This is a genomic window from Arthrobacter sp. 1088 (genome assembly GCF_031455315.1).
In the GTDB taxonomy this organism is placed as follows: Bacteria; Actinomycetota; Actinomycetes; order Actinomycetales; family Micrococcaceae; genus Arthrobacter.
Genome location: NZ_JAVDSM010000015.1, coordinates 1 through 18,981 on the forward strand (window position 1 = coordinate 1; position 18,981 = coordinate 18,981).

Below are 18,981 nucleotides of genomic sequence, written 5' to 3' on the forward strand. Positions count from 1 at the left end.
GTCATACGCGGCTCAAGGCGCTTCCGACCCTCAGGCATATTCGGAGCCTACAGCCGGAGGAGCTTTCTGTCATGAGCTAACACCGGCCCCGCCACCGAGCAGTATGAGTGCCGTTCACCGTCGGCAAATCACGGAGGCGGCTACTCCCGTCCCATGAATACCCGTGCATGCCAGTTTAAAATGACGGGGGAGGAGCCTGGAAATGCGACCGGAAGCACCGGCCAATAGGGTCTCTACCGGCCCCAGATCTACCATGTTGCTCCGATCCAGGCCCAGCACTTTTGGCTCTTGATGCCCGAGGCTGCTTTTCGAGGCCAGGTGCCTCCCCCTATTTTGCTGCAACTCGCACCTGCTGTAGGGAAACCTGCGGGACTTGCCATTCCGGCTTTAGTCCCGCGGATGGTACACGCGCGTTCACTAGAAACTGCAGTTCCGTCAACCCGGGTGATCCAAGACCGAAGCGCGTGATGTCTTTGTCACTCAGCCCGGGCTGAGTCGGCTTGGGTCGTGGCTCTTGACCTTCTGTTTCGATTCCGCAGCACTCGATACTCCGCTAGCAGCTCGTTGACTAGCTTGCATAGGCTAGATCAAGAAGGGCGACGGCGAGTGATCGTTTAACTCTCAAGGAGCTTGTCTAATGCATCCGCTGCATCGATGACGGCAGGATGATTTACAGAAAGCGCTTCAACGCTGATCGGTATCGGGTTGATGTCCCACAACCCCAGAATTCTCCAATGAGGACGATGGAAACTCCACCACTGGACACCGCTCCAAAGCCGATCGCCAGCATGGTTGGTCTCATTGAAGATTCTCAGAGCCCAACTTTGAGTTGCTGGCCGATTCCTTTCTATTACGGACGTGGGCTTCATGCCCCGTTCATGTAATGCGAAGGCCTGGTCCAGATCAAGTACCGGAAGATCATCGGGAAGGCGAAAGGTCACCAGGGAGCGGGTAGCACCCCGATAATCGGCACCGCTAGTGCCAAATTTGAACATTTCAGAGTTCCATGTAGGCCATTGTCCAAATATCTCTGCAACCGCGGCTGATGGCTCCCGCGCCAAATACCAGGCTCTGTACCTGCGGGGATTGTCGATACGACCTCGTCCTTCTGGGGCCGGGAGATACGTAGCGCTAAAACGCTCTCCTTCCTTCGCTTCCTCCTTGTACGGAATTATCCTGTAGGTAAGCATCAGGCAAAGGTTCCCCATAGCGAGGCGTCCAAGGCGGCAAGGACTTGCTCAGGCCCGTGCTTGGGAAGAAATTCGACAGGCGTGGCGCCATCGAGGTGTTGGTTGGGCGACCTTAGCCAGATTACGGCTGCTGATCGCGGCCAATACTCCACTGCGCGGGATACAACAGTTGCGACCTCGTCGGGAAAGTTACGCGCATCCCCGTCACGCTGGCCGGCGGTCATCATCCTAGTTACGGCATCGGTCCGGCTTCGACTGCCTAAAGCTTCCCCATAAATTTTCCAGCCCTCGGCGTATCGGACTTCATCGGGTAATGTCCCGACTAGATTAACAAATTCCTCTTCGTAGAAGGCTTCATCAAGTTCATATCCCGGGGTATTAGTGAACACGACTGAATCCAGCGCAAGCCCAGAGCTAGTAAGGATTTTCTTGCACTGCGCTTCAAACTGATCGACCATCTCCTGGTTTTCAGCATCCTTCGTGCCCACGAGGATTGCAGAAAGAATAGGGATGTTTTTCTTCTTGATACGCTGAGCGTGCGTGGACGTAATACTTGTAGGGCCGCTCATCGCTTGGATTACTAAAACAGCAGCATCAACGCCCGGAGTCTCGATTGTCGGCGCAAACAAGAGGGGCCTGCGCATGGATGCGGGAACCGGCGTTCGATCAAGGGCATCCTGGACTGCTTCAACAGCGAACTGGCCGTCCGCGAGTAAAGCGATGCTCAAGGCACCTCCTAGTGAACTGTAAGCTCCCCGCCAAGCTGATGATCGGACTTCCTCCATGTTCGGCTGACGCATCCAGCCTGTCAATGGACTCATGCGCTAGGCAGCATGTGGGTTGGGCAAAGGAACGCCCGAGGCTGTTGCTAGTACTGGCAGAAGCACGATTATCGGCGTTTAAGTAGGACGAGTGGAGGTAGGTGCGAGAATTCCCGTCCCATGACGAATCCGGCCTTTCCGGCATGGGCCGGTACGGCAAAGCCGGAGCAGAATAAAGTGGAACGTGCCAGCCGGATCGAAGCTGATGTCGGCACATGAATGTTCTACATAATGAGAGGTCGGGTCGGGTTTCGTGAGCGAAGAAGAGAACTCTGGCATCATGACGCCTCCGAAACAGCCGTGGAGCAAATGAAGGCTTCCTCTGACTACGCAGCCACTTTCAACAACCCAGTCAACAACGCTACATGATCGCCCGAAGCGCTGGGATAACGATCGGTGCTTTGATCGGAGGCCTAGGGCATCCTGCTCGACTGGCCGGGGGCTGGTGCTTGGGTGGGTGATGACCGTAGCTGCGATCACTTCGGCGGTGCAGTTGTTTGACGTGCCGCTTTGGCTCGTGCGCAGGAAACGCTGGTGGGCGGCCGGCGTCTTTGGAATGGCTCCAGTTGTTTTGCTGCCTGAGGGTAATCGGGCTCCGGCAGGTGTGATCATGATCGCTGGACCGGCAGGATTCCTGTCGATGATTCTGTTGAGTCATCGGCGGGCATCAGCGTCCAGCTCCTGGCCAGGTCGAGTCTAGGTCAAGCCTAGATAAGCCGCTGCACCTGTCCAAGGGAGTCGAGACAGCTCGTCGCTGTGTGACTGCCCAGGTCGCGATATGCTTCCATGCGCTTCTGGCCGTACCATTGCAAGGGCGTCGGATGGAACGGGAAAAGCGGGTGTTCTGCCCTGTATTTTCGAAGCTTTTCCGGAGCCTCGTTCGTCAACCCCAGTTTCATGACGTGAAGGTCGGCAGTCTTGCCGTTTGGATAAGTCAGGTTGCCGTGGACGTGAGTCGCGCGGTACGAGCCAGATGGAAGCGCCTTGAAAACGTCAAGATCGATCGTATGGCCGAGAATGTGCCCTTCCTTGACAGCAAGGTCAAGTACGCGCCGTAACTCGTCCGCAGACCCGGATTTGTCGGGGCTTGCGTCGACGCTCCAAATTTCGGCGCATCCGGATCGGATTAGTGCACTAAGACCAAGATTGTCGTAGTGACCGCCGTCCGTCACGTACATGTTGGCACCGGCCACACCGAACATTTCGGGGAGCAGGTCGTCATATCCTCGACCGAAAACCCGTCGATACTTGAACCGACTGGGCCCGTTCATGGCTTCCACTTCGGATCGACGGGACTTCAGGAAGGCATTAGGAAGCCACCAGCCGAGCCTCACGTTCACGGCCGCGAACAACGGGCGGAGGCTAGGTTGCGTACCTCGTCCCATGCTGGGCGCCAACGCTGCGCCCGTGGCAGCAACCGCCATGGAAAGGCTCACTGCGGGATCCAGGTCCTTCGACCATGACCGCCTCACTCGGCCATTTTCCAACTTCGATGTCTCGAACCGTGCATCAGTGCCGGGCACTCCACATACATCGTGCGAGAAGACGAACGGGGCGAACGCGTGACTACCTGCCGTGCGCGTCCGATGCCACACATTAGCTGTCGCGCAGATGAGGAGCTGAGGGTGGGAAAACGGCCGATGTTCACTGCCGACTTCGGACAGTAGCGCCGACGAAGCAGGCACCCCTGCCGAGTTTGGCCCATTGCGCACGACTCCAAAGCAGGTCCTGATACGGTCCTGATAGAGCCGCTGCACCGACGAGCGCTGCAATATTGGGTCGAGCACTAGCGGGGCGATGAGCACGGTAAAGAAAATCAAAATGTCGACTTCTGAGGATTCCCCGCGGAACCACGCTGCCAGGATCGGGTAAGTGGAGGATCCCGCGCAGAGTGCCATACCCGCGAAGAGCGCGCGCGTTGCCCAGCGTTGTGACCAGTTGGCTGCCGCGCTCAATCGGCCGTAGACCTTCAATTTGATTAGCACCCCCGTCACAGCAAGGGCCACGACCATTGCGCCGAGTGCTGCGATTAGCACCGGCCACCATCCGCTGATTGTGCGGAGCGAGGGAACGTCGGAGAGGAAGCGAAAGGTCGGTGGCCCGAAGAACCAAATACCAGCAAGGCCGAGCAACACGTAGAGTGTTTGCCTGACCGCCCCCACCGCGTAAATACCGCGTCCGAGCGCAGTCACGGACGCTAAAACCAAAACAGAGAAGGGTAGAACAGGTCCGAGTTCTGCAATGTCGCCCCAGCCGTCAAACGAAAAAGTCGTGCTCGTGCTAGGCCACAACCTCAGCTGTGTGACTTCGAGAGGGCGAACCAACTCGGCGACCGCCGCGAAATTCCCAAGCATCGTTCCGATCCAAACGACGATCGCGACGAGCGCAAGAATGTTAACCACGAAGAGCCCGACGATCGGCACGATCGTACGGCTCAAAGGTTTGATCAGGTAGTCTCCGTGGGTAAGCACATGCCGTTCCTCTGGGCTGCCCAGTGAAAGTGGACACGGCGTATCGCTTCCGCGCAACATCGAAGGATCAGTCAGCGCATTAGCATTCGCGACATATGCTGAGGCGATATAAGAACCGCCGGAGACCGCTGATAAATACCGTGCAGGGGCGCGGCCGAACAAAAGTCCGCGCCTTTCTTGGAGTACTTGGAGAACCCCTAAACCGAATGACGCTGCTCGCAGTCCTCCGCCCGAGACGCTGATTCCAACGCCCTCTGGGGAGGAACCATCGGACCGTTCCCACGGCAAGCCTGTCATCGCGCCAACCTCATGCGTTCAGTATGGCCGCAGTGCTCGGGTTTCAGAAACCACGTACAGCGTTCCTTACGAGCTCGGCGAAAAGACGAGCTGATCGCGCCAACAGGAAGGCATCGCCCTGACCAAACAGCGCGGCGCCTACAATTTGTCTTTGGAAGCGGAGCGATCGTAGGGCAGGCAACTGCCTCGCATCCGGATGTGGCTGCCGTGTCATTCACTGGTTCCAACAGTGTTGGAACAGTTGTTGCGCAAGCGTGTCACGCACGGGGAGCCCGCGTTCAAATGGAAATGGGCGGCAAGAATGCCTTGGTGGTCTCGCCATCTGCGCCGGTGGCCACAGCGGCGTCGATCGCTGCCCGCGGAGCCTTCGGGCTGACCGGCCAGGCATGCACAGCAACCTCCCGCGTGATTCTGCTTCCCGGCAGTGAGGACGCCTTCATCGCCGCGTTGCTTGAGGCAGCACGAAATTACACCCCCAGGAGACGGCTTGGACCCTCGCACCGGTGAACAGCGAGCCCTTTAGTCCTTGCTGGCCTGTGGAATGTACGGCTGCCCCTCAGCCCACAATCGCTCCAACTGTGCCTCGAAGTGGTTGAACCATGCGCGGTCAGCACCAGTCAAATATAAGATGGGCGCCCTTTCACTTCCATCTTCAGGAGAGAACTCGTTCATTTGCACCATAATAGATTTTGATGGATGCCCCAGGTCCATTGCATTGATACCGATACTTGGCAGGACTTGAGTTGTGCGTATCTCAAGTGACCCCTTGTCCGCCAATCGGAGTTGTTCCGCGCTTTTTAGCGCATACTCAATATCTGACCGAATATCTTCGGGTCGCTTAGGTGCGCGCGTAGCCGCAATCATCTCAAGCAGGGGCTTATATGTTGGATCTGGCAAGATTATGCGCACCAGACCGTCGCGTTTGAGAATTCGCGTGATATTTTCCTTCATCAGCGGCAGCGTCCGGTTCATTGTAGTGCCCGCGAAGAAATAGTTATGAGCAACCGTACTCTGAGCTGCTTTGTACTCAGGAGGAAAGTTCCATAACAAGAGGTCCGTCCTTGAACGATGCCACTTTTTTGTCACGTCTGAAACTTGTATCCGGCTCTTGAGCTGCGAAAACGCTAGGATGCCAAGCATGGCTACGATGGCGGGACTAAGGAGATTATCCGCCACTCCTGTGAGGCCGAGTACAGTCAGGGCCAAGGCTACGACAATCAGGGATACGACATCGGGGTCACTCTTGGCATACTTTATGACCCTGGTGAAGAATTTTTTCATTTTCCGCACCCTGTCTGGCCTCTGAGTTCTTGCTCAAGTCGGCCGAGGAGATTCATCTTCTGAGCCTTAGTCAACAACGGACGCTCATAGGAACTAGAGTGAATAACTTCTGATGAGTACATGGTCGCCTGAGCTGATCTGGGGTCCGATGTAACGAGGAGAGTCGCCACAAATGAACCTTCTCCGACATGCGTTTCGTGCGGTACGTCGGCAGCAACGGCGTGAACCCCACCATTGGTGGCATGCGTTGTTTTGACCATTCTTAAGAAGGCCCTACTAGGCGCAGTGAAGGAATCCTTGTCGACGAGGTAATTGATGGCCGCACTATTGTACTCCTTGCTTCCCGCCACTTCAGGGTCCGACAGCTCGTAAATCGTTTCCGAGTACAGCCCTGTCAAGATGCGGCTATAGAGATGCCACACATGGGTATGGATTGGTGCATCGTCGGGCCTAACAACCCTTCCGCTGTCCGGCCAAATGTGGAGACGTAATTTACCGAGCTTGTGATAATCGTCGAGATGGAAGACGGCGAACCCGTTGGGATGCCACCGGCTCTCCAAAGAAATCAGGCGATCAAGTGGAGTGGTTCCTAGGAGGTGTGCCTCTTGTTCAAGTGCGGCACTTGCCGCTTCACAGAATGCTCCGTACCCTGCATGTTCCATTTTGTCCCCGTACTCGTCGCGACATAAAGCCCAATGAAGGATATCGTCTGCGCGAGGAAGCTGGGGAACCACTAAACATCTTCGAAATGCCAGACTGACCTGCTAAACACCGGATTCGTTGATGGACGGGAGTTCTCGCAGCTACTTCTACTCCCGTTGTTTTAACGCCGATAACCGATGTTTCGTCAGCTGACCGCTGGCTGGAGCTGGCTGCAGAGTTGCCGTGGAATGCTCTCCGCGTTTCGCGACCCGAGCTTAGGGGGTTCGAGTGCTTCCTGGATGGCGGACGCGAAGGCCCGGGCAGCGACAAGAACTGATCGGGCAGCTTCGCCGAGCTTGCCCTAAACCGCCACCGTCTTCAGGTAACTCCGGATGCCATCAACCACCAGTTGGTGGTCCTCATCTGAGCTCAGCCCGGACACCGTGACAGCCCCGATCACGCCAGCGCCCCGCACGCGGATGGGGAACGAGCCACCGGCGAGCGTGTAATCCTCATGGGCAAGCCAGCCGCCTCCCAGAGGGCTGTGGGTGCGGGCGGAGAATTGTTCAGTCAGCAGGGCAGTGCTGTGCTCGAACCGCAGCACGGAGGCGGACTTCCGGCGGATCCACTCCTCCTGGTCGGCTGTGGCTCCGGGCAGGATGCAACGGAAGAGCACAAGGTTGTGCCGGCGGATATCAATAGCCACTCCGAATTCCGAGGCGATCGCGTGGTTGGCGATCAGTGAGCCGAGCCGCCAGGCGTCGTGGTGGTCAAAGCTTGCGAACACCAGCTCTTCTTCCTGCTGGCGCAACTCCACAAGGCGGGCAGATTCAGTCATTTCTTTGCACCTTCTTCTGAAACAACGGTGTCGGCGTCGTAGCGGAGCCCGATCTGTCGGCGGATCTCGTCCATAGCCGCCATGATCGCCACGCTCTCATCCGGCGGCAGGATGCTTCCAGCAGACTCACCGGCACGGATAAGGCGTTCCATCTCAGCTGCCTGGAACTGCATTCCCCGGCTCTTCACGGGCTGGTCGTAGCGCTCCACAACGGTGCCATCAACCCCAAAGACCGTAAACGGAACCGGGTTGTACCAAGTGTGCTCGATGTCGATCCAGCCCTCTGTCCCGATGACCATGGCCCGGTTGGCGCTGGCGGCGTCGAGTTCACAGTCAACCAGGGCCTGCCGGCCACCGGAGTACTCAAAGATGGCTGCGGTCTGCCGGTCAACACCGGTCGCCGTCATGGAAGCGCTGGCGCGAATGGTTTCCGGAGCACCCAGGATGTCGAAGGCAAAGGAGATCGGGTAGATGCCCAGATCCAGCAGCGCCCCACCGCCAAGGGCGGGATCGTTCAACCGGTGCGCAGGGTCCTTGGGCAGGCTCTGGTTGTGGCTGGCCACTACCTTCCGGACCTCGCCGATGGCGCCTTCCTGGAGGAGTTCGCGGATGCGGACCATGTGCGGAAGGAAGCGTGTCCACATGGCTTCCAAGGCCACAAGGCCTTTGGACTCGGCCAGGTCCACGATCTCCTGGGCTTCGCGGGCATTCATCGTGAAGGCCTTCTCCACCAGTACATGCTTTCCGGCGTTCAGGGCCATGACTGCGTTGCCGTGATGGAACGGGTGCGGCGTAGCGATGTAGACCACGTCAACCATCGGGTCCCCCACCAAGTCCTCATAGCTGCCGTGGGCGGTCGTCACCCCATGCAGCTCAGCGAAGGCTTTGCTCGATTCCAATGAACGCGAGCCAACGGCCTGCACAGTAAAGCCGTTTTCGTTCAAGTCCTGCGTCTGGAGACCGGCAATAAATCCTGTGCCGAGGATGCCCCAGCGGATCGTTCCATCGGAAGTGCCATTGCTGAGGGTCACGTGCTTAGTCCTTCGTCGAGTCAGAAAGCGGGTAGGCCACATACGCAAAACGCCGGGAGTCCGGCGACCAGCTGTTGACGTTGAGGGTACCTTGGCCGCCGAAAAGTGGCCATGAATGAAGGGCAGTAGTCCAGTCCTCGGTCGAAACAAGCATGACGGCGACCCTCAGGTCCGCGGGGTGTCCTACGGTTCCGCTGGGGAACCGGATGTAACTGGCGTACCGGCCATCGGGGGAGAGGTGGGGAAACCAGTCCACTGATTCGGATTCGAGGAGCCGCTGAAAGCCAGTGCCGTCCACACGAATCCGGGCGAGCTGCGCGTGGCCCTGCCTGGACGTAAAGGATTCTGTGTTCAGGTAAAGCCATTTCCCGTCGGGCGAAAATTCAGGGCCGTCGCAGTGGGCCGAGCCGACATCAAAGCGGCCGACATCAACGCTGGCGGGAGCACCGCCGTCGGACGCTATTGTCATCAGCCTGCCGGGCTGTGTGAAGTCTCCCGCTTCGATGCCCACGTACGCCAACTGCGCACCGTCGGGGCTGACGCCATGGAGGAAATGGAAGAAGCCGTCGTCCTCGGTGATGCGCGTCGCCGGTCCGCCGGCCAGTAAAGCACGGTAGATGTGGCCGTCGTTCGCGGAGACAAAGATGCCCTGGCCGTCAGGTGCCAGGACGTGATCGTTGTTCAGGTGCGGGACGCCGGTGAGGTAGATAGGCTCCAAGGAGCCCGCGTCCAGATCGAGACGCCACAGCTTCCCATCCCCGTTGAGGATGAGTGAGCCTCCGTCCAGGGTCCAGTTGGGTGCTTCAAACAACACGTCGTCCGAGCTGTAGAGCAGCTCAGCCTGGCCGTTGACCGACGCGATCCACACCTCGCAGCGCTGGCCGGATTGAAGGGTGCGGATCACGTCGGTCCTTTCTTAATCCTTGCTGCTGAAGGCGGCGTCGAAGCTGGTTTGGGAGGCGGGGAAGTCGAACTTCTTCAGGGCGGCGAGGGCTTCGGGGGCGCCATGCAGGCGGTCCATTCCGGCGTCTTCCCATTCCACGGAGATGGGGCCGTCGTAGCCGATCGCCGTGAGGGCCCGGAAGGAGGATTCCCAGGGCACGTCCCCGCGTCCGGCTGAGACGAAGTCCCAGCCGCGGCGGGGATCGCCCCACGGCAGGTGCGAGCCCATCACGGTGTTCCTGCCAGTGGGCCGGAGCTTGGTGTCCTTGCAGTCCACATGGTAGATCCGGTCCTTGAAGTCCCAGATAAAGGAGACAGGGTCAATGCCTTGCCACATGAAGTGTGAGGGATCCCAGTTCAGGCCGAACGCGGGCCGGTGTCCGATCGCTTCGAGGGTGCGGACGGTGGTCCAGTAGTCGTAGGCGATCTCGGAGGGGTGGACTTCGTGGGCGAAGCGGACACCGCATTCATCGAAGACGTCCAGGATGGGGTTCCAGCGGTCGGCGAAGTCCTGGTAGCCGGCGTCGATGACCTTTTCGGGGACGGGCGGGAACATGGCGACGTACTGCCAGATGGAGGAACCGGTGAACCCGACGACGGTGTCCACTCCCAGCGCGCGAGCCAGGCGGGCGGTGTGTTTCATTTCTTCGGCGGCGCGTTGGCGGACGCCTTCGGGTTCGCCGTCACCCCACACGCGCGAGCCGACGATTGCTTCGTGGCGGAAGTCGATGGGGTCATCGCAGACGGCCTGGCCTTTGAGGTGGTTGGAGATGGCCCACACCTTGAGGTTGTACTTTTCCAGGATGGCGAGTTTGGACTCGACGTAGCCGGGCTCGTCCCAGCGCCAGGCGTCCAGGTGGTCTCCGGAGACGGCGATTTCCAGGCCGTCGTAGCCCCAGCCTGAGGCAAGGCGGGCGACTTCCTCGAAGGGGAGGTCGGCCCACTGGCCGGTGAACAGGGTGTACGGGCGGGGCATGTCAGGCTCCTTCAGTAGTGGTGCTGTTTGGCTTCGGGGAAAGTTGGATGAGCGAGCTTTTGGCGGCTGCCGATTCTTCGATGGCGGCGAGGACGTGCTGGACGTTCAGGCCTTCTTCGAACGACGGCGATGGCTGGCTGCCGTCCCGAATGGCCAGGAGGAAGTCCCGGATCTGGTGCGTGAAAGTGTGTTCCCAGCCGATGATGTGACCCTGCGGCCACCACGCGCCCATGTAGGGGTGTTCGGGTTCGTTGACCAGGATCCGGCGGAAGCCCTGTTCCCGGACGGGCAGTGTGGCATCCAGGAAGCCGAGTTCGTTCAGGTTCTCGAGATCGAAGAGGATGGTGCCTTTGTCGCCGTAGATCTCGAGTTTGAGGGAGTTCTTCTGTCCCGTGGCTACGCGGCTGACTTCCACTGAGGCGATTGCCCCGGAGGCGAGGGTCAGCGTGGCCCAGGCGGCGTCGTCGACCGTGACATCTTCCGGGCCATTTGGCCCGGGGCGGCGGTCCACGAAAGTGTGCAGGCGGCCCGTGACCTCGGTGACGGCGTCACCTAGGAGGAACAGGACTTGGTCGATGGCGTGCGAGGCGATGTCGCCCAGCGCGCCGGAGCCGGCGGTTTCCTTGCGGAGCCGCCAGGTCATGGGGGATTCGGCGTCGGAGAGCCAGTCCTGAAGGTAGGCGGCGCGGACGTGGCGGACGGTGCCGAGGCGGCCTTCGGCGATGAGTTCGCGTGCCAGGGCGAGGGCCGGGACGCGGCGGTAGTTGAAACCGATCATCGACTGCACGCCCTTCTCGCGGGCAGCTGCGGCGGCAGTGGTCATGGCTTCTGCCTCCGCGATGGTGTTGGCCAAAGGCTTTTCCACGAGGACGTGCTTGCCGGCCTGCAGGGCGGCGATGGCGATTTCGGCGTGCATCCAGCCCGGGGCACAGATATCGACGATGTGGATGTCGTCCCGCTCAATGACCGATCGCCAGTCGGTGGCGGACTCGGTCCAGCCGTACTTTGCTGCGGCTTCAGCGACGGCATCGGCGTCCCGGCCGACGAGGACTTTTTGCTCGATGGCCGGGACGTCGAAGAAGCTGGCCACGTTCCGCCACGCGTTCGAGTGGGCCTTCCCCATGAAGGCGTAACCGATCGCGGCCACCCCCAATGTGCGGGTAGGTTGCGGGTTGCCCTGGCTCTGGTCAGTGTGGGCGGGGGTGCTCATGGTGTGGTTCCTCGTTACTTACGGAGTTGCGGTTGCCTGGAGAGTTGCGGTTTCCGGCGCCCAGTCCTCCGGGACTGGTTCGGAGGCGGGCGCGTTGCTGGTGACATCCACGAATGAGCCTGATTCCACGGATTCGGAAATCGAGACCATGGTGTCCAGTACGTGGTAGGCCAGTGCGCCGGTGGCGCGGTGCGGGGCGCCTGAGCGGAGGGCACGGGCCATGTCCAGCACGCCCAGGCCGCGACCGTTGGCCGGTCCTGTGGAGGGAATGATCTCGGGTTCTTCCGCGCCGGGACGCCAGAGCTTCAGGTCGCCGTCGAAATAGTTCGGGTCCGGCAGCGAGAGCGTGGCCTCCGAGCCGGTGATCTCCACGAAACCCATCCGCAGGCGTGGGGACTCGAAGGAGAACACGCTGTGCGAGGATGCGCCGCTTTCGAACTGCGCCATCGCGGAGACATGCGTGGGGACCTCGACGGCGAACTCCTCGCCGGCCTTCGGACCGGAACCGATCACGCGGGTCGCCTTGGCGGAGGAGCCGACGGCGGCCACCTTGCGGACCGAGCCGAAGGTCTGGATCAGTGCGGTGAGGTAATACGGGCCCATGTCGAACAGGGGGCCCGCGCCGTGCTGGAACAGGAAGGCCGGGTTCGGGTGCCAGGACTCAGGGCCCGGGGTCTGGAACGTGGTCATGCCGGTCAGCGGCGTGCCGATATCACCGCGCTCGATGATCCGGCGGGCGGTCTGCAGTCCGGCGCCGAGGAACGTGTCCGGGGCGGTGCCCAGGCGCATCCCGGCGGCGTCGGCGGCTTTGAGCAGGCCAAGTCCGGATTCACGGTCCAGCGAGAAAGGCTTCTCGGTCCAGACATGCTTGCCGGCATTGACTGCGGCCGTTGCAACCTCGACGTGCGCTGCCGGGATGGTCAGGTTCACGATGATTTCGACGTCGGGATGGTTCAGTGCCAACTCCGGCGCACCCCACTCGGGGATTCCGTATTCCTTGGCCCGTGCCTCGGCAGCCTCTTCGAAGAGGTCCGCGATCACCAGGACCGTCAAATCCGGGAACACCGTCAGGTTATCCAGGTACTGTTTGCTGATGTTGCCCGCACCGATGACCGCGACACCCACGGGCCCGTTCCGGGTGGAGGGAGAGAAGCTCATGCCCCTGCCTCCTGGGAAACAGCGCCCTCGGCTGCCCGTGCGCTGGCTGCGGCGGTCAGGAAGGCCAGGCTCTCGGTGATGCCCTCGAAGATGTCACCCGAGTAGTCATCGAACTCAACGACGCCCACTTCCAAGGACTTGGCAGCAGCGATGACGTCCAAGACCGGAATTGCTCCCTGGCCCGCAGGCTGCTGGGCCTTGGTGTCCGTGGTGGCCGGGCCGTCCTTGATGTGGATGAGCTTCACACGGTCACCCAAACGAGCCAGGAGTTCAACGGGATCCTGGCCACCCACGGCAACCCAGTAGGTGTCCACTTCGAGGACTACCTCAGGGTCCAGCAGACCCTCGAAGTACTCCAGGGCAGTCTTGCCTTCGATGGTGGACTCCAGCTCCCACGCATGGTTGTGGTAACCCACGCGGATGCCGTATTCAGCACCCTTCTTCGCAGCTGCATTCAACGCAGCAGCCGTGGCCTGGATGGTTTCTGCATCTTGCCAGTGCTCCTCAGGAAGGAAGGGATCAATCACGGTGGTGATGCCCAGTTCTTTGGCGGCCGCGAAGATCTCGTCCTGGTCCTGGCTTAAAAGCGGCGCGTGCCCGGACGGAGCGGTGAGGCCGTTCTCCTTCAAGGCAGCCCCGAGTTCCTTGGCGGTGGACACGAAGTTGTACGGTTCAACCTGCCTAAAACCGATCTCGGCAACCTTCTTGATGGTTCCAGGCAGGTCCTCCTGGATGGCATTGCGGAGGGTGTACAGCTGGAGTGAGTACGACATTTGCGTTCCTTTTCGGTGATCGCCCGGATAACGGTATTGCCTGTGCTGGCTGTTGGCTCTACTTAACACTGAACCTACTTAACTGCTCCTGACGAGAGCCCTGCCACCAGATGTTTCTGGACCAGGATGAACCCGATCAAGACGGGCAGGCTGACCACAACCGAAGCAGCCATGAGTTGGTTCCAAAACACATCCGACTCACTGGCGTAGGCCTTGAGCCCAAGCGACAAGGTCTTGGTTGCCTCATTGGTCAGTACGGAGGCGAACAAAACCTCGCCCCATGCCGAGATGAATGAATACACAGCCACCGCGATGATGCCTGGCTTGGCAACGGGAAGGATCACACGGAACAGCGCCCCCATCCTGCCGGTGCCATCGATCATCGAAGCCTCTTCCAGTTCCTTGGGAATCGAGGCAAAGTAGCCGCTCAGCATCCAGATGGCGAATGGCAAAGTGAATGTCATGTACGTGATGATCAGCCCGAGGTAGGAACCCTGCAGCTGCAGGCCGGTCATGTTACGGATCTGGGTGAAGATCAGGTAGAGCGGCAGGAGAAACAGGATGCCGGGGAACATCTGGGTGGAGAGGACAGTCAGGCTGAAAGCGCGCTTCCCCTTGAACTGCAACCGGGCAATGGCATAGGCGGCAAGGACGGCGACCGTCACTGAGCACGCTGTTGCGCAGACGGTGATGATGAGGCTGTTCTGGAAGTACTTGGCCAGCGGAACCGTGGTCCAGATGTCCAGGTAGGGTGAGGCGGTGATTTCGCGGGGTATCCACTGGAAGAGTCCGGAGACATCCTTGAGGGGTTTCAGCGAGGTGGAGACCACCACGAAGAGCGGAACCGCCACCCAGAGGGACAGGATGGTCAGGACCACGTTCCTGAGGATCCGGAAGTTGCGTGTCTCAATCATTGTCGGCTCCCTTGGGCAGCACCATGCGGATGTAGAAAGCGGAGGCAATGAACAGCGCGATCAGGAGCAGCACGCTCATTGCGCCGCCGAGGCCGAAGTTCCAACTGCCGAAGGAGTTTTGGTAGATCAGAGGGGAAATAAGGGTGGCTTCCTTGGGAGACGTGGCTCCGAACAGGACGAAGGGGACGTTGAACTGGTTGAACGTCCAGAGCGACATCACCATGAGCAGCACCCCGTTGGCCGGGCGGACCATGGGCAACGTGATGCGCCGGAACTGCTGCCAAAGAGTGGCGCCATCAATGGCCGCCGCCTCGTAGACGTCCGTGGGGACGTTCTGCAGGGCTGCCATCAACATGAGGAAGGCGAACGGCCACAGCTGCCAGACGTTGACGATCACCATGGCTCCGAAGGAGTTCTCGCCCAGGAGCCAGAAAGGGCGTTCGTCGCCGAAGAGGTGAAGGGTGTCCACCAGGATCTGGTTCACGGCACCGTCGCGTTGGTTGAACATGAAGGCCCAGGCAATGGTTCCGACGTAGGCCGGGAGTGCGTACGGGACCAGGAAGAACGTACGCAGAAGTGCACGTCCCCTGAAGTTGGAGGACAGGAAAACCGCGCCTGCCATACCGAGGACCCAGGAGAAGCCGACCACCAGGATGGTGTAGCCCAGCGTGCGGCCAACCGTGCTGAAGAAGGCCTGGCCGATGGTGCTGTCCGGGTTGAGCCCGTTGATGAAGTTCTGGAGCCCCACGAACGGTGCGTTGAGCCAATTGGTGAGGTTGAGCTGCGTCAGGGAGATGAACGCGATCCAGATCCCAAGGAGCATCGGGCCGATGTGGATCAGGAGTTCAAGGATCGCGGCCGGAAGGATCAAGCCGTAGGGGAGGAATGAGCGACGCCTTTTACGTACAGGCGGTGTGCTTGAGGCCCGTGATCGGCCGGGCTCTGGATCAACGGCAGCGGCGCTGCCTGCAGCGGCCGGGCCGCTGTCCAATGCTGAATGGGACATGGAAACTCCTTTGCCGGAGCGGGGACACCACTTTGTGCTGGTGTCCCCGCTCACTGGGCCTGGTTACTGGGCCGCAGCCATCTGGTTGTTGGCGTCCTTGAGGGCCGCCCGGATGTCGTCTTCGGAAACAGTTCCCGTTGCCGCCTTGGCAAAGAGGTTCTTGATGGCCGTGCCAGTGAGGGTCTCCATCTGACCCTCTTTGGCAATCAGCGGCATGGGCAGGGAGTGATTTGCCAGGGCGTCATTCTTGGCCTTGACTTCTTCGGTCTGGAAGGCTGCATCGCTCGACGCTGCGGTGACTACAGGCAGGGAGGAGTAGGCCTTGTTGAGGGCAATCTGCTCTTCGTCGCTGGTCAGGAACGCCGCCAGTTTGATGGCATTTGCCTTGTTGTCGCTGTTCTTGAACACACTGAGGTTGATACCGGCCACGTGGCTCTGGGTGCCGCGGTCACCGGTAGCTCCGGCGGTCATCATGGGGATGGGAGCTACGCCCCAATCCTTGAAGTCGCGGGCGGCGAAGTTCTTCAGGGGGCTCTGGTCAAACATCATGGCCGCCTTGCCGTTGATGAGGTTATCCACCTTCTGGCTGCCTTGGCTCAGTTCCGCGTCCGACGGCGACATCACCTTCTGTGTGGCCATCAGGTCCACGAATTGCTTGACACCCTCTACCTGGGGATCGCTGTCAAAAGTGGGCTTTCCGTCCTTATCGAACAACGTGCCGCCGTTTTGGAGGCCGCGAATGAATGCCTGGTGCGAGTTGGCGGAAACGGATGCTCCGGCTGCGGTGAAACCCCACTGATCGGGCTTGCCGTCCCCGTTGGTGTCCTTGGTGAGCTTCTTGGCATCAGCTACAAACTCGTCCCAGGTTGTGGGTGCCTTCTCGATGCCGGCTTCCTTGAACAGCTTGGTGTTGTAATACATGTTGTAGGCCAAACCGTAGAGCGGCACGGACGTGGGGGTCTTGCCCTCCGCGCCACCGGTCGACCAGCTGGTCTTAAGGAAGCGGTCTTTGCCGCCAACGGCCTCGAGCAGTTCACCCTCCACGGGCTCGAAAGCGCCAGTCTCCTGAAGGGTCACGGCCCACGTGTTGCCGATGTTGAGGACGTCCGGACCGTCACCACTGGTAACGGCCGTAAGAATGCGGTTGTAGAGGTCAGTCCAGCTGATGACTTCCAGCTGTACCTTTACTCCGGTCTTTTCGGTAAAACGATCCAGCGTCGGCTTCAGCTTGGCTGCGGTATCGTCCAGGCTGTTGCCTTGGTCCGATGCCCAGTAGGTGATGGTGTCGCTGCTTGCTTGTGGACTGCTGCCGCCGCCGCAGGCGCTGAGACCCAGTGCCAAGGCTGCCGTCGCGGCAACCGCCGATAGGACTTTCAGGGGATTCTTCATGATGCTCCGGTTTTCTCGTCGTCGAGTTGGTGCTTGCTGAAACTAGGCTGAAAGCGTTGCCGCCGTGGGGTCCCAATCCTCGGGTAGTGCGGGGACCTGTGCTGCAGAACTTTCCACGTCCACAAAGGCGCGATTGTCGATTGACTCTGCGATAGAGGCCATGGTGTCCAGGATGTGGAACGCAAGTTCGCCCTGGGCGCGGTGTGGCCGGCCCTCACGGATGGCGCGCGCCATTTCCAGGACGCCCGCTCCGCGGCTGGCAGTTGAGCCAACGGACGGGACGGTTGTCCAGTCGTCGGAGCCGAGCGTGCAGATCCGGATGTCGCCGTCGAAGTTGTTCGGGTCCGGCAAGGCGATGGTGGCCTCAGAACCGGTGATCTCCACGAAACCTGCGCGCTTGAGCGGAGAGTCGAAGCTGAAGATGCTCTGGGCAGATTCACCGTTCTCAAACTCCAGGATGGAGCTGACGTGCGTAGGGACTGTGACGTCGAACGTCTCGCCAGCCTTGGGGCCAGAGCCGATCACACGTGTTTCGCGGGACTTGGAGCCGAAAGCGCCCACCTTGCGGATGCTGCCGAAGGTCTGCACGAGCGTGGTCAGGTAGTAGGGGCCGATGTCGAACAGGGGACCGGCGCCATCCTGGAAGAGGAACGCGGGATTCGGGTGCCAGGATTCCGGGCCCGGGGATTGCATTAAGGTCAGTGCAGTCAGGGGTGTGCCAATGTCGCCGCGTTCGATCATGCGGCGGGCAGTTTGGAGGCCGGCGCCGAGGAACGTGTCCGGCGCGCAACCCAGCCTTACGCCGGCTGCGTCCGCTGCCTTGAGCAGGCCCAAACCACTTTCGCGGTCCAGGGAAAACGGCTTCTCGCTCCAGACGTGCTTGCCTGCGTTGACAGCCTGCGTGGCAACTTCCACGTGGGCAGCGGGGATGGTCAGGTTGATGACAATCTCCACTTCCGGGTGGCCGAGGACAGCATCAATGCCACCGTGCACGGGAATGCCGTACTCGTTGGCGCGCGTGGCTGCGGCCTCCTCGAACAAGTCGCCGATCGCCACAACGCGGACATCAGGGAAGCTTGTGAGGTTGTCGAGGTACTGCTTGCTGATGACACCTGCGCCGATGATGCCGACTCCCACCGGGCCGGAACCCACCGGGCTTGATGTCAGAGAACCAAAGGCGGCTCCTGCTGCGTGGCTCATGCGGACACCTTCCCGGAGTTGAGGTAGTTGTAGCTGTCTTCCACGGCGTCGAACATGTCGCCTTGGAAGTCGTCCAGTTCCACGACTGCTGCTTCAAGTGAGCCAGCGGCGCTCAACACGTCCCAAATAGGCATCTGGCCGGCACCAACGGCGAGCTGGCTCGACGGGTCCGAGGTCAGGGGACCGTCCTTGATGTGAATGAACTTGACGCGGTCACCAAGCCGGGCAAGGAGTTCGGCGGGATTCTGGCCACCTACTGCTGCCCAATACGTGTCCAATTCCAGGACGACCTCGGGGTTGAGGTGGTCGGCCAGGTGTTCGATCGCAGTTTTGCCGTCGATGACGGACTCAACTTCCCACCAGTGGTTGTGATAGCCAACGCGGACACCGTATTCGGACCCCTTGACGGCTGCGGCGTTGAGTTGTTCGGCAGTGGCCTTGATGTCCTCGATGGTGTTCCAGCGTTCAATCGGAACGTGTGGGTCGATGACGGTGCCGATACCCAGCTGCTGTGCGGCGGCAAAGATGGCGTCCTGGTCATCGCTAAGCAAGGGAGCGTGGCCGGACGGGGCGGTGAGGTTGTTCTCCGTCAATGCCCGCTTCAGTTCTTCGGCCTTGGCAACAAAACGGTAAGGCTCAACCATCGTGAAGCCGATGTCGGCCAAGCGCTGGATCGTTCCCGCCAGATCCTCTTCAAGGGCCTTTCGGACCGTGTAGAGCTGGATCGAATATGACACTGTCTCTCCTCGTCGTTGTGGGTGGAGGCAAATTGATGCCGTTGATTTCGGGCATCGAGGGGGTTGATGTGCTGCTCCTCACAACCTAGGGGGACTTTTGCCGAG

The 18,981-nt window shown here is 60.2% G+C and carries 18 protein-coding genes and 1 pseudogene; 2 read left to right on the forward strand and 17 right to left on the reverse strand.

Annotated elements, in window-relative coordinates:
* Positions 1 to 399: 399 nt before the first annotated feature.
* Positions 400 to 562 (forward strand): annotated as a pseudogene (locus J2Y41_RS19820) (type III polyketide synthase); the annotation flags it as partial.
* Between the two features lie 52 nt (positions 563 to 614).
* On the opposite strand, the gene J2Y41_RS19825 reads toward J2Y41_RS19820, so the two are convergent.
* The 3 genes from J2Y41_RS19825 to J2Y41_RS19835 all read right to left on the reverse strand — a co-directional run bounded on the left by J2Y41_RS19825 (position 615) and on the right by J2Y41_RS19835 (position 4,482).
* Positions 615 to 1,208, reverse strand: coding sequence for an RES family NAD+ phosphorylase (locus J2Y41_RS19825; RefSeq protein ID WP_309931072.1), 594 nt, complete (start codon positions 1,206 to 1,208; stop codon positions 615 to 617).
* Positions 1,190 to 1,918 carry an antitoxin Xre/MbcA/ParS toxin-binding domain-containing protein gene (locus J2Y41_RS19830; RefSeq protein WP_309931075.1) on the reverse strand — a complete coding sequence of 243 codons (729 nt, stop codon included), beginning with the start codon at positions 1,916 to 1,918 and terminating at the stop codon, positions 1,190 to 1,192. Before J2Y41_RS19830 ends, J2Y41_RS19825 begins: the two co-directional genes overlap by 19 nt.
* 800 nt (positions 1,919 to 2,718) lie before the next feature.
* Complete coding sequence (locus J2Y41_RS19835; RefSeq protein WP_309931077.1) at positions 2,719 to 4,482, reverse strand: hypothetical protein; 1,764 nt, start codon at positions 4,480 to 4,482, stop codon at positions 2,719 to 2,721.
* A gap of 309 nt (positions 4,483 to 4,791) precedes the next feature.
* Between J2Y41_RS19835 and J2Y41_RS19840 the strand changes: the two genes are divergently transcribed.
* Positions 4,792 to 5,286: an aldehyde dehydrogenase family protein gene (locus tag J2Y41_RS19840; protein WP_309931078.1), complete on the forward strand. Its 495-nt coding sequence runs from the start codon at positions 4,792 to 4,794 to the stop codon at positions 5,284 to 5,286.
* Positions 5,287 to 5,298: 12 nt separating this feature from the next.
* On the opposite strand, the gene J2Y41_RS19845 is transcribed toward J2Y41_RS19840, so the two are convergent.
* The 14 genes from J2Y41_RS19845 to J2Y41_RS19910 form a co-directional block, all read right to left on the reverse strand.
* On the reverse strand, positions 5,299 to 6,060 hold the full coding sequence (locus J2Y41_RS19845; protein WP_309931080.1) for a hypothetical protein: 762 nt from the start codon (positions 6,058 to 6,060) through the stop codon (positions 5,299 to 5,301).
* On the reverse strand, positions 6,057 to 6,722 hold the full coding sequence (locus tag J2Y41_RS19850; RefSeq protein WP_309931081.1) for a hypothetical protein: 666 nt from the start codon (positions 6,720 to 6,722) through the stop codon (positions 6,057 to 6,059). The genes J2Y41_RS19845 and J2Y41_RS19850 overlap by 4 nt, the downstream gene beginning before the upstream one ends.
* A 341-nt stretch (positions 6,723 to 7,063) precedes the next feature.
* Positions 7,064 to 7,540 (reverse strand): heme-degrading domain-containing protein, encoded by a 477-nt coding sequence (locus J2Y41_RS19855; protein WP_224094236.1) that lies wholly within the window; start codon positions 7,538 to 7,540, stop codon positions 7,064 to 7,066.
* Positions 7,537 to 8,571, reverse strand: coding sequence for a Gfo/Idh/MocA family oxidoreductase (locus J2Y41_RS19860; protein ID WP_309931084.1), 1,035 nt, complete (start codon positions 8,569 to 8,571; stop codon positions 7,537 to 7,539). Before J2Y41_RS19860 ends, J2Y41_RS19855 begins: the two co-directional genes overlap by 4 nt.
* A gap of 4 nt (positions 8,572 to 8,575) precedes the next feature.
* Positions 8,576 to 9,475: a biopolymer transporter Tol gene (locus J2Y41_RS19865; RefSeq protein ID WP_309931086.1), complete on the reverse strand. Its 900-nt coding sequence runs from the start codon at positions 9,473 to 9,475 to the stop codon at positions 8,576 to 8,578.
* Positions 9,476 to 9,487: 12 nt separating this feature from the next.
* Positions 9,488 to 10,489, reverse strand: a complete 1,002-nt coding sequence (locus J2Y41_RS19870) for a sugar phosphate isomerase/epimerase family protein (RefSeq protein ID WP_309931088.1) — start codon at positions 10,487 to 10,489, stop codon at positions 9,488 to 9,490.
* Position 10,490: 1 nt separating this feature from the next.
* Complete coding sequence (locus J2Y41_RS19875) at positions 10,491 to 11,699, reverse strand: Gfo/Idh/MocA family oxidoreductase (RefSeq protein ID WP_309931090.1); 1,209 nt, start codon at positions 11,697 to 11,699, stop codon at positions 10,491 to 10,493.
* A gap of 18 nt (positions 11,700 to 11,717) precedes the next feature.
* Positions 11,718 to 12,857, reverse strand: a complete 1,140-nt coding sequence (locus tag J2Y41_RS19880) for a Gfo/Idh/MocA family oxidoreductase (protein WP_309931093.1) — start codon at positions 12,855 to 12,857, stop codon at positions 11,718 to 11,720.
* Positions 12,854 to 13,630: a sugar phosphate isomerase/epimerase gene (locus J2Y41_RS19885; protein ID WP_309931095.1), complete on the reverse strand. Its 777-nt coding sequence runs from the start codon at positions 13,628 to 13,630 to the stop codon at positions 12,854 to 12,856. Before J2Y41_RS19885 ends, J2Y41_RS19880 begins: the two co-directional genes overlap by 4 nt.
* 74 nt (positions 13,631 to 13,704) lie before the next feature.
* Complete coding sequence (locus J2Y41_RS19890) at positions 13,705 to 14,544, reverse strand: carbohydrate ABC transporter permease (protein WP_224094246.1); 840 nt, start codon at positions 14,542 to 14,544, stop codon at positions 13,705 to 13,707.
* A complete protein-coding gene (locus J2Y41_RS19895) occupies positions 14,537 to 15,550 on the reverse strand; it encodes a sugar ABC transporter permease (protein ID WP_309931097.1) in 1,014 nt (337 codons plus the stop codon). Before J2Y41_RS19895 ends, J2Y41_RS19890 begins: the two co-directional genes overlap by 8 nt.
* 63 nt (positions 15,551 to 15,613) lie before the next feature.
* Positions 15,614 to 16,939, reverse strand: a complete 1,326-nt coding sequence (locus J2Y41_RS19900; protein ID WP_309931099.1) for a sugar ABC transporter substrate-binding protein — start codon at positions 16,937 to 16,939, stop codon at positions 15,614 to 15,616.
* Between the two features lie 42 nt (positions 16,940 to 16,981).
* Entirely contained in the window at positions 16,982 to 18,139 is a 1,158-nt protein-coding gene (locus J2Y41_RS19905) for a Gfo/Idh/MocA family oxidoreductase (protein WP_309931101.1), read from the reverse strand.
* A complete protein-coding gene (locus tag J2Y41_RS19910) occupies positions 18,136 to 18,876 on the reverse strand; it encodes a sugar phosphate isomerase/epimerase (RefSeq protein WP_309931103.1) in 741 nt (246 codons plus the stop codon). Before J2Y41_RS19910 ends, J2Y41_RS19905 begins: the two co-directional genes overlap by 4 nt.
* Between the last annotated feature and the right edge of the window lie 105 nt (positions 18,877 to 18,981).

What these genes read in the sequence shown, in the direction of transcription:
- J2Y41_RS19875 (WP_309931090.1), bottom strand. Translation starts at nt 11,699, where the DNA reads ATGAGCACCCCCGCCCACACTGACCAGAGCCAGGGCAACCCGCAACCT.
- J2Y41_RS19880 (WP_309931093.1), bottom strand. Translation starts at nt 12,857, where the DNA reads ATGAGCTTCTCTCCCTCCACCCGGAACGGGCCCGTGGGTGTCGCGGTC.
- J2Y41_RS19885 (WP_309931095.1), bottom strand. Translation starts at nt 13,630, where the DNA reads ATGTCGTACTCACTCCAGCTGTACACCCTCCGCAATGCCATCCAGGAG.
- J2Y41_RS19900 (WP_309931099.1), bottom strand. Translation starts at nt 16,939, where the DNA reads ATGAAGAATCCCCTGAAAGTCCTATCGGCGGTTGCCGCGACGGCAGCC.
- J2Y41_RS19855 (WP_224094236.1), bottom strand. Translation starts at nt 7,540, where the DNA reads ATGACTGAATCTGCCCGCCTTGTGGAGTTGCGCCAGCAGGAAGAAGAG.
- J2Y41_RS19870 (WP_309931088.1), bottom strand. Translation starts at nt 10,489, where the DNA reads ATGCCCCGCCCGTACACCCTGTTCACCGGCCAGTGGGCCGACCTCCCC.
- J2Y41_RS19850 (WP_309931081.1), bottom strand. Translation starts at nt 6,722, where the DNA reads ATGGAACATGCAGGGTACGGAGCATTCTGTGAAGCGGCAAGTGCCGCA.
- J2Y41_RS19890 (WP_224094246.1), bottom strand. Translation starts at nt 14,544, where the DNA reads ATGATTGAGACACGCAACTTCCGGATCCTCAGGAACGTGGTCCTGACC.
- J2Y41_RS19845 (WP_309931080.1), bottom strand. Translation starts at nt 6,060, where the DNA reads ATGAAAAAATTCTTCACCAGGGTCATAAAGTATGCCAAGAGTGACCCC.
- J2Y41_RS19905 (WP_309931101.1), bottom strand. Translation starts at nt 18,139, where the DNA reads ATGAGCCACGCAGCAGGAGCCGCCTTTGGTTCTCTGACATCAAGCCCG.
- J2Y41_RS19825 (WP_309931072.1), bottom strand. Translation starts at nt 1,208, where the DNA reads ATGGGGAACCTTTGCCTGATGCTTACCTACAGGATAATTCCGTACAAG.
- J2Y41_RS19895 (WP_309931097.1), bottom strand. Translation starts at nt 15,550, where the DNA reads ATGTCCCATTCAGCATTGGACAGCGGCCCGGCCGCTGCAGGCAGCGCC.
- J2Y41_RS19840 (WP_309931078.1), top strand. Translation starts at nt 4,792, where the DNA reads ATGCGTTCAGTATGGCCGCAGTGCTCGGGTTTCAGAAACCACGTACAG.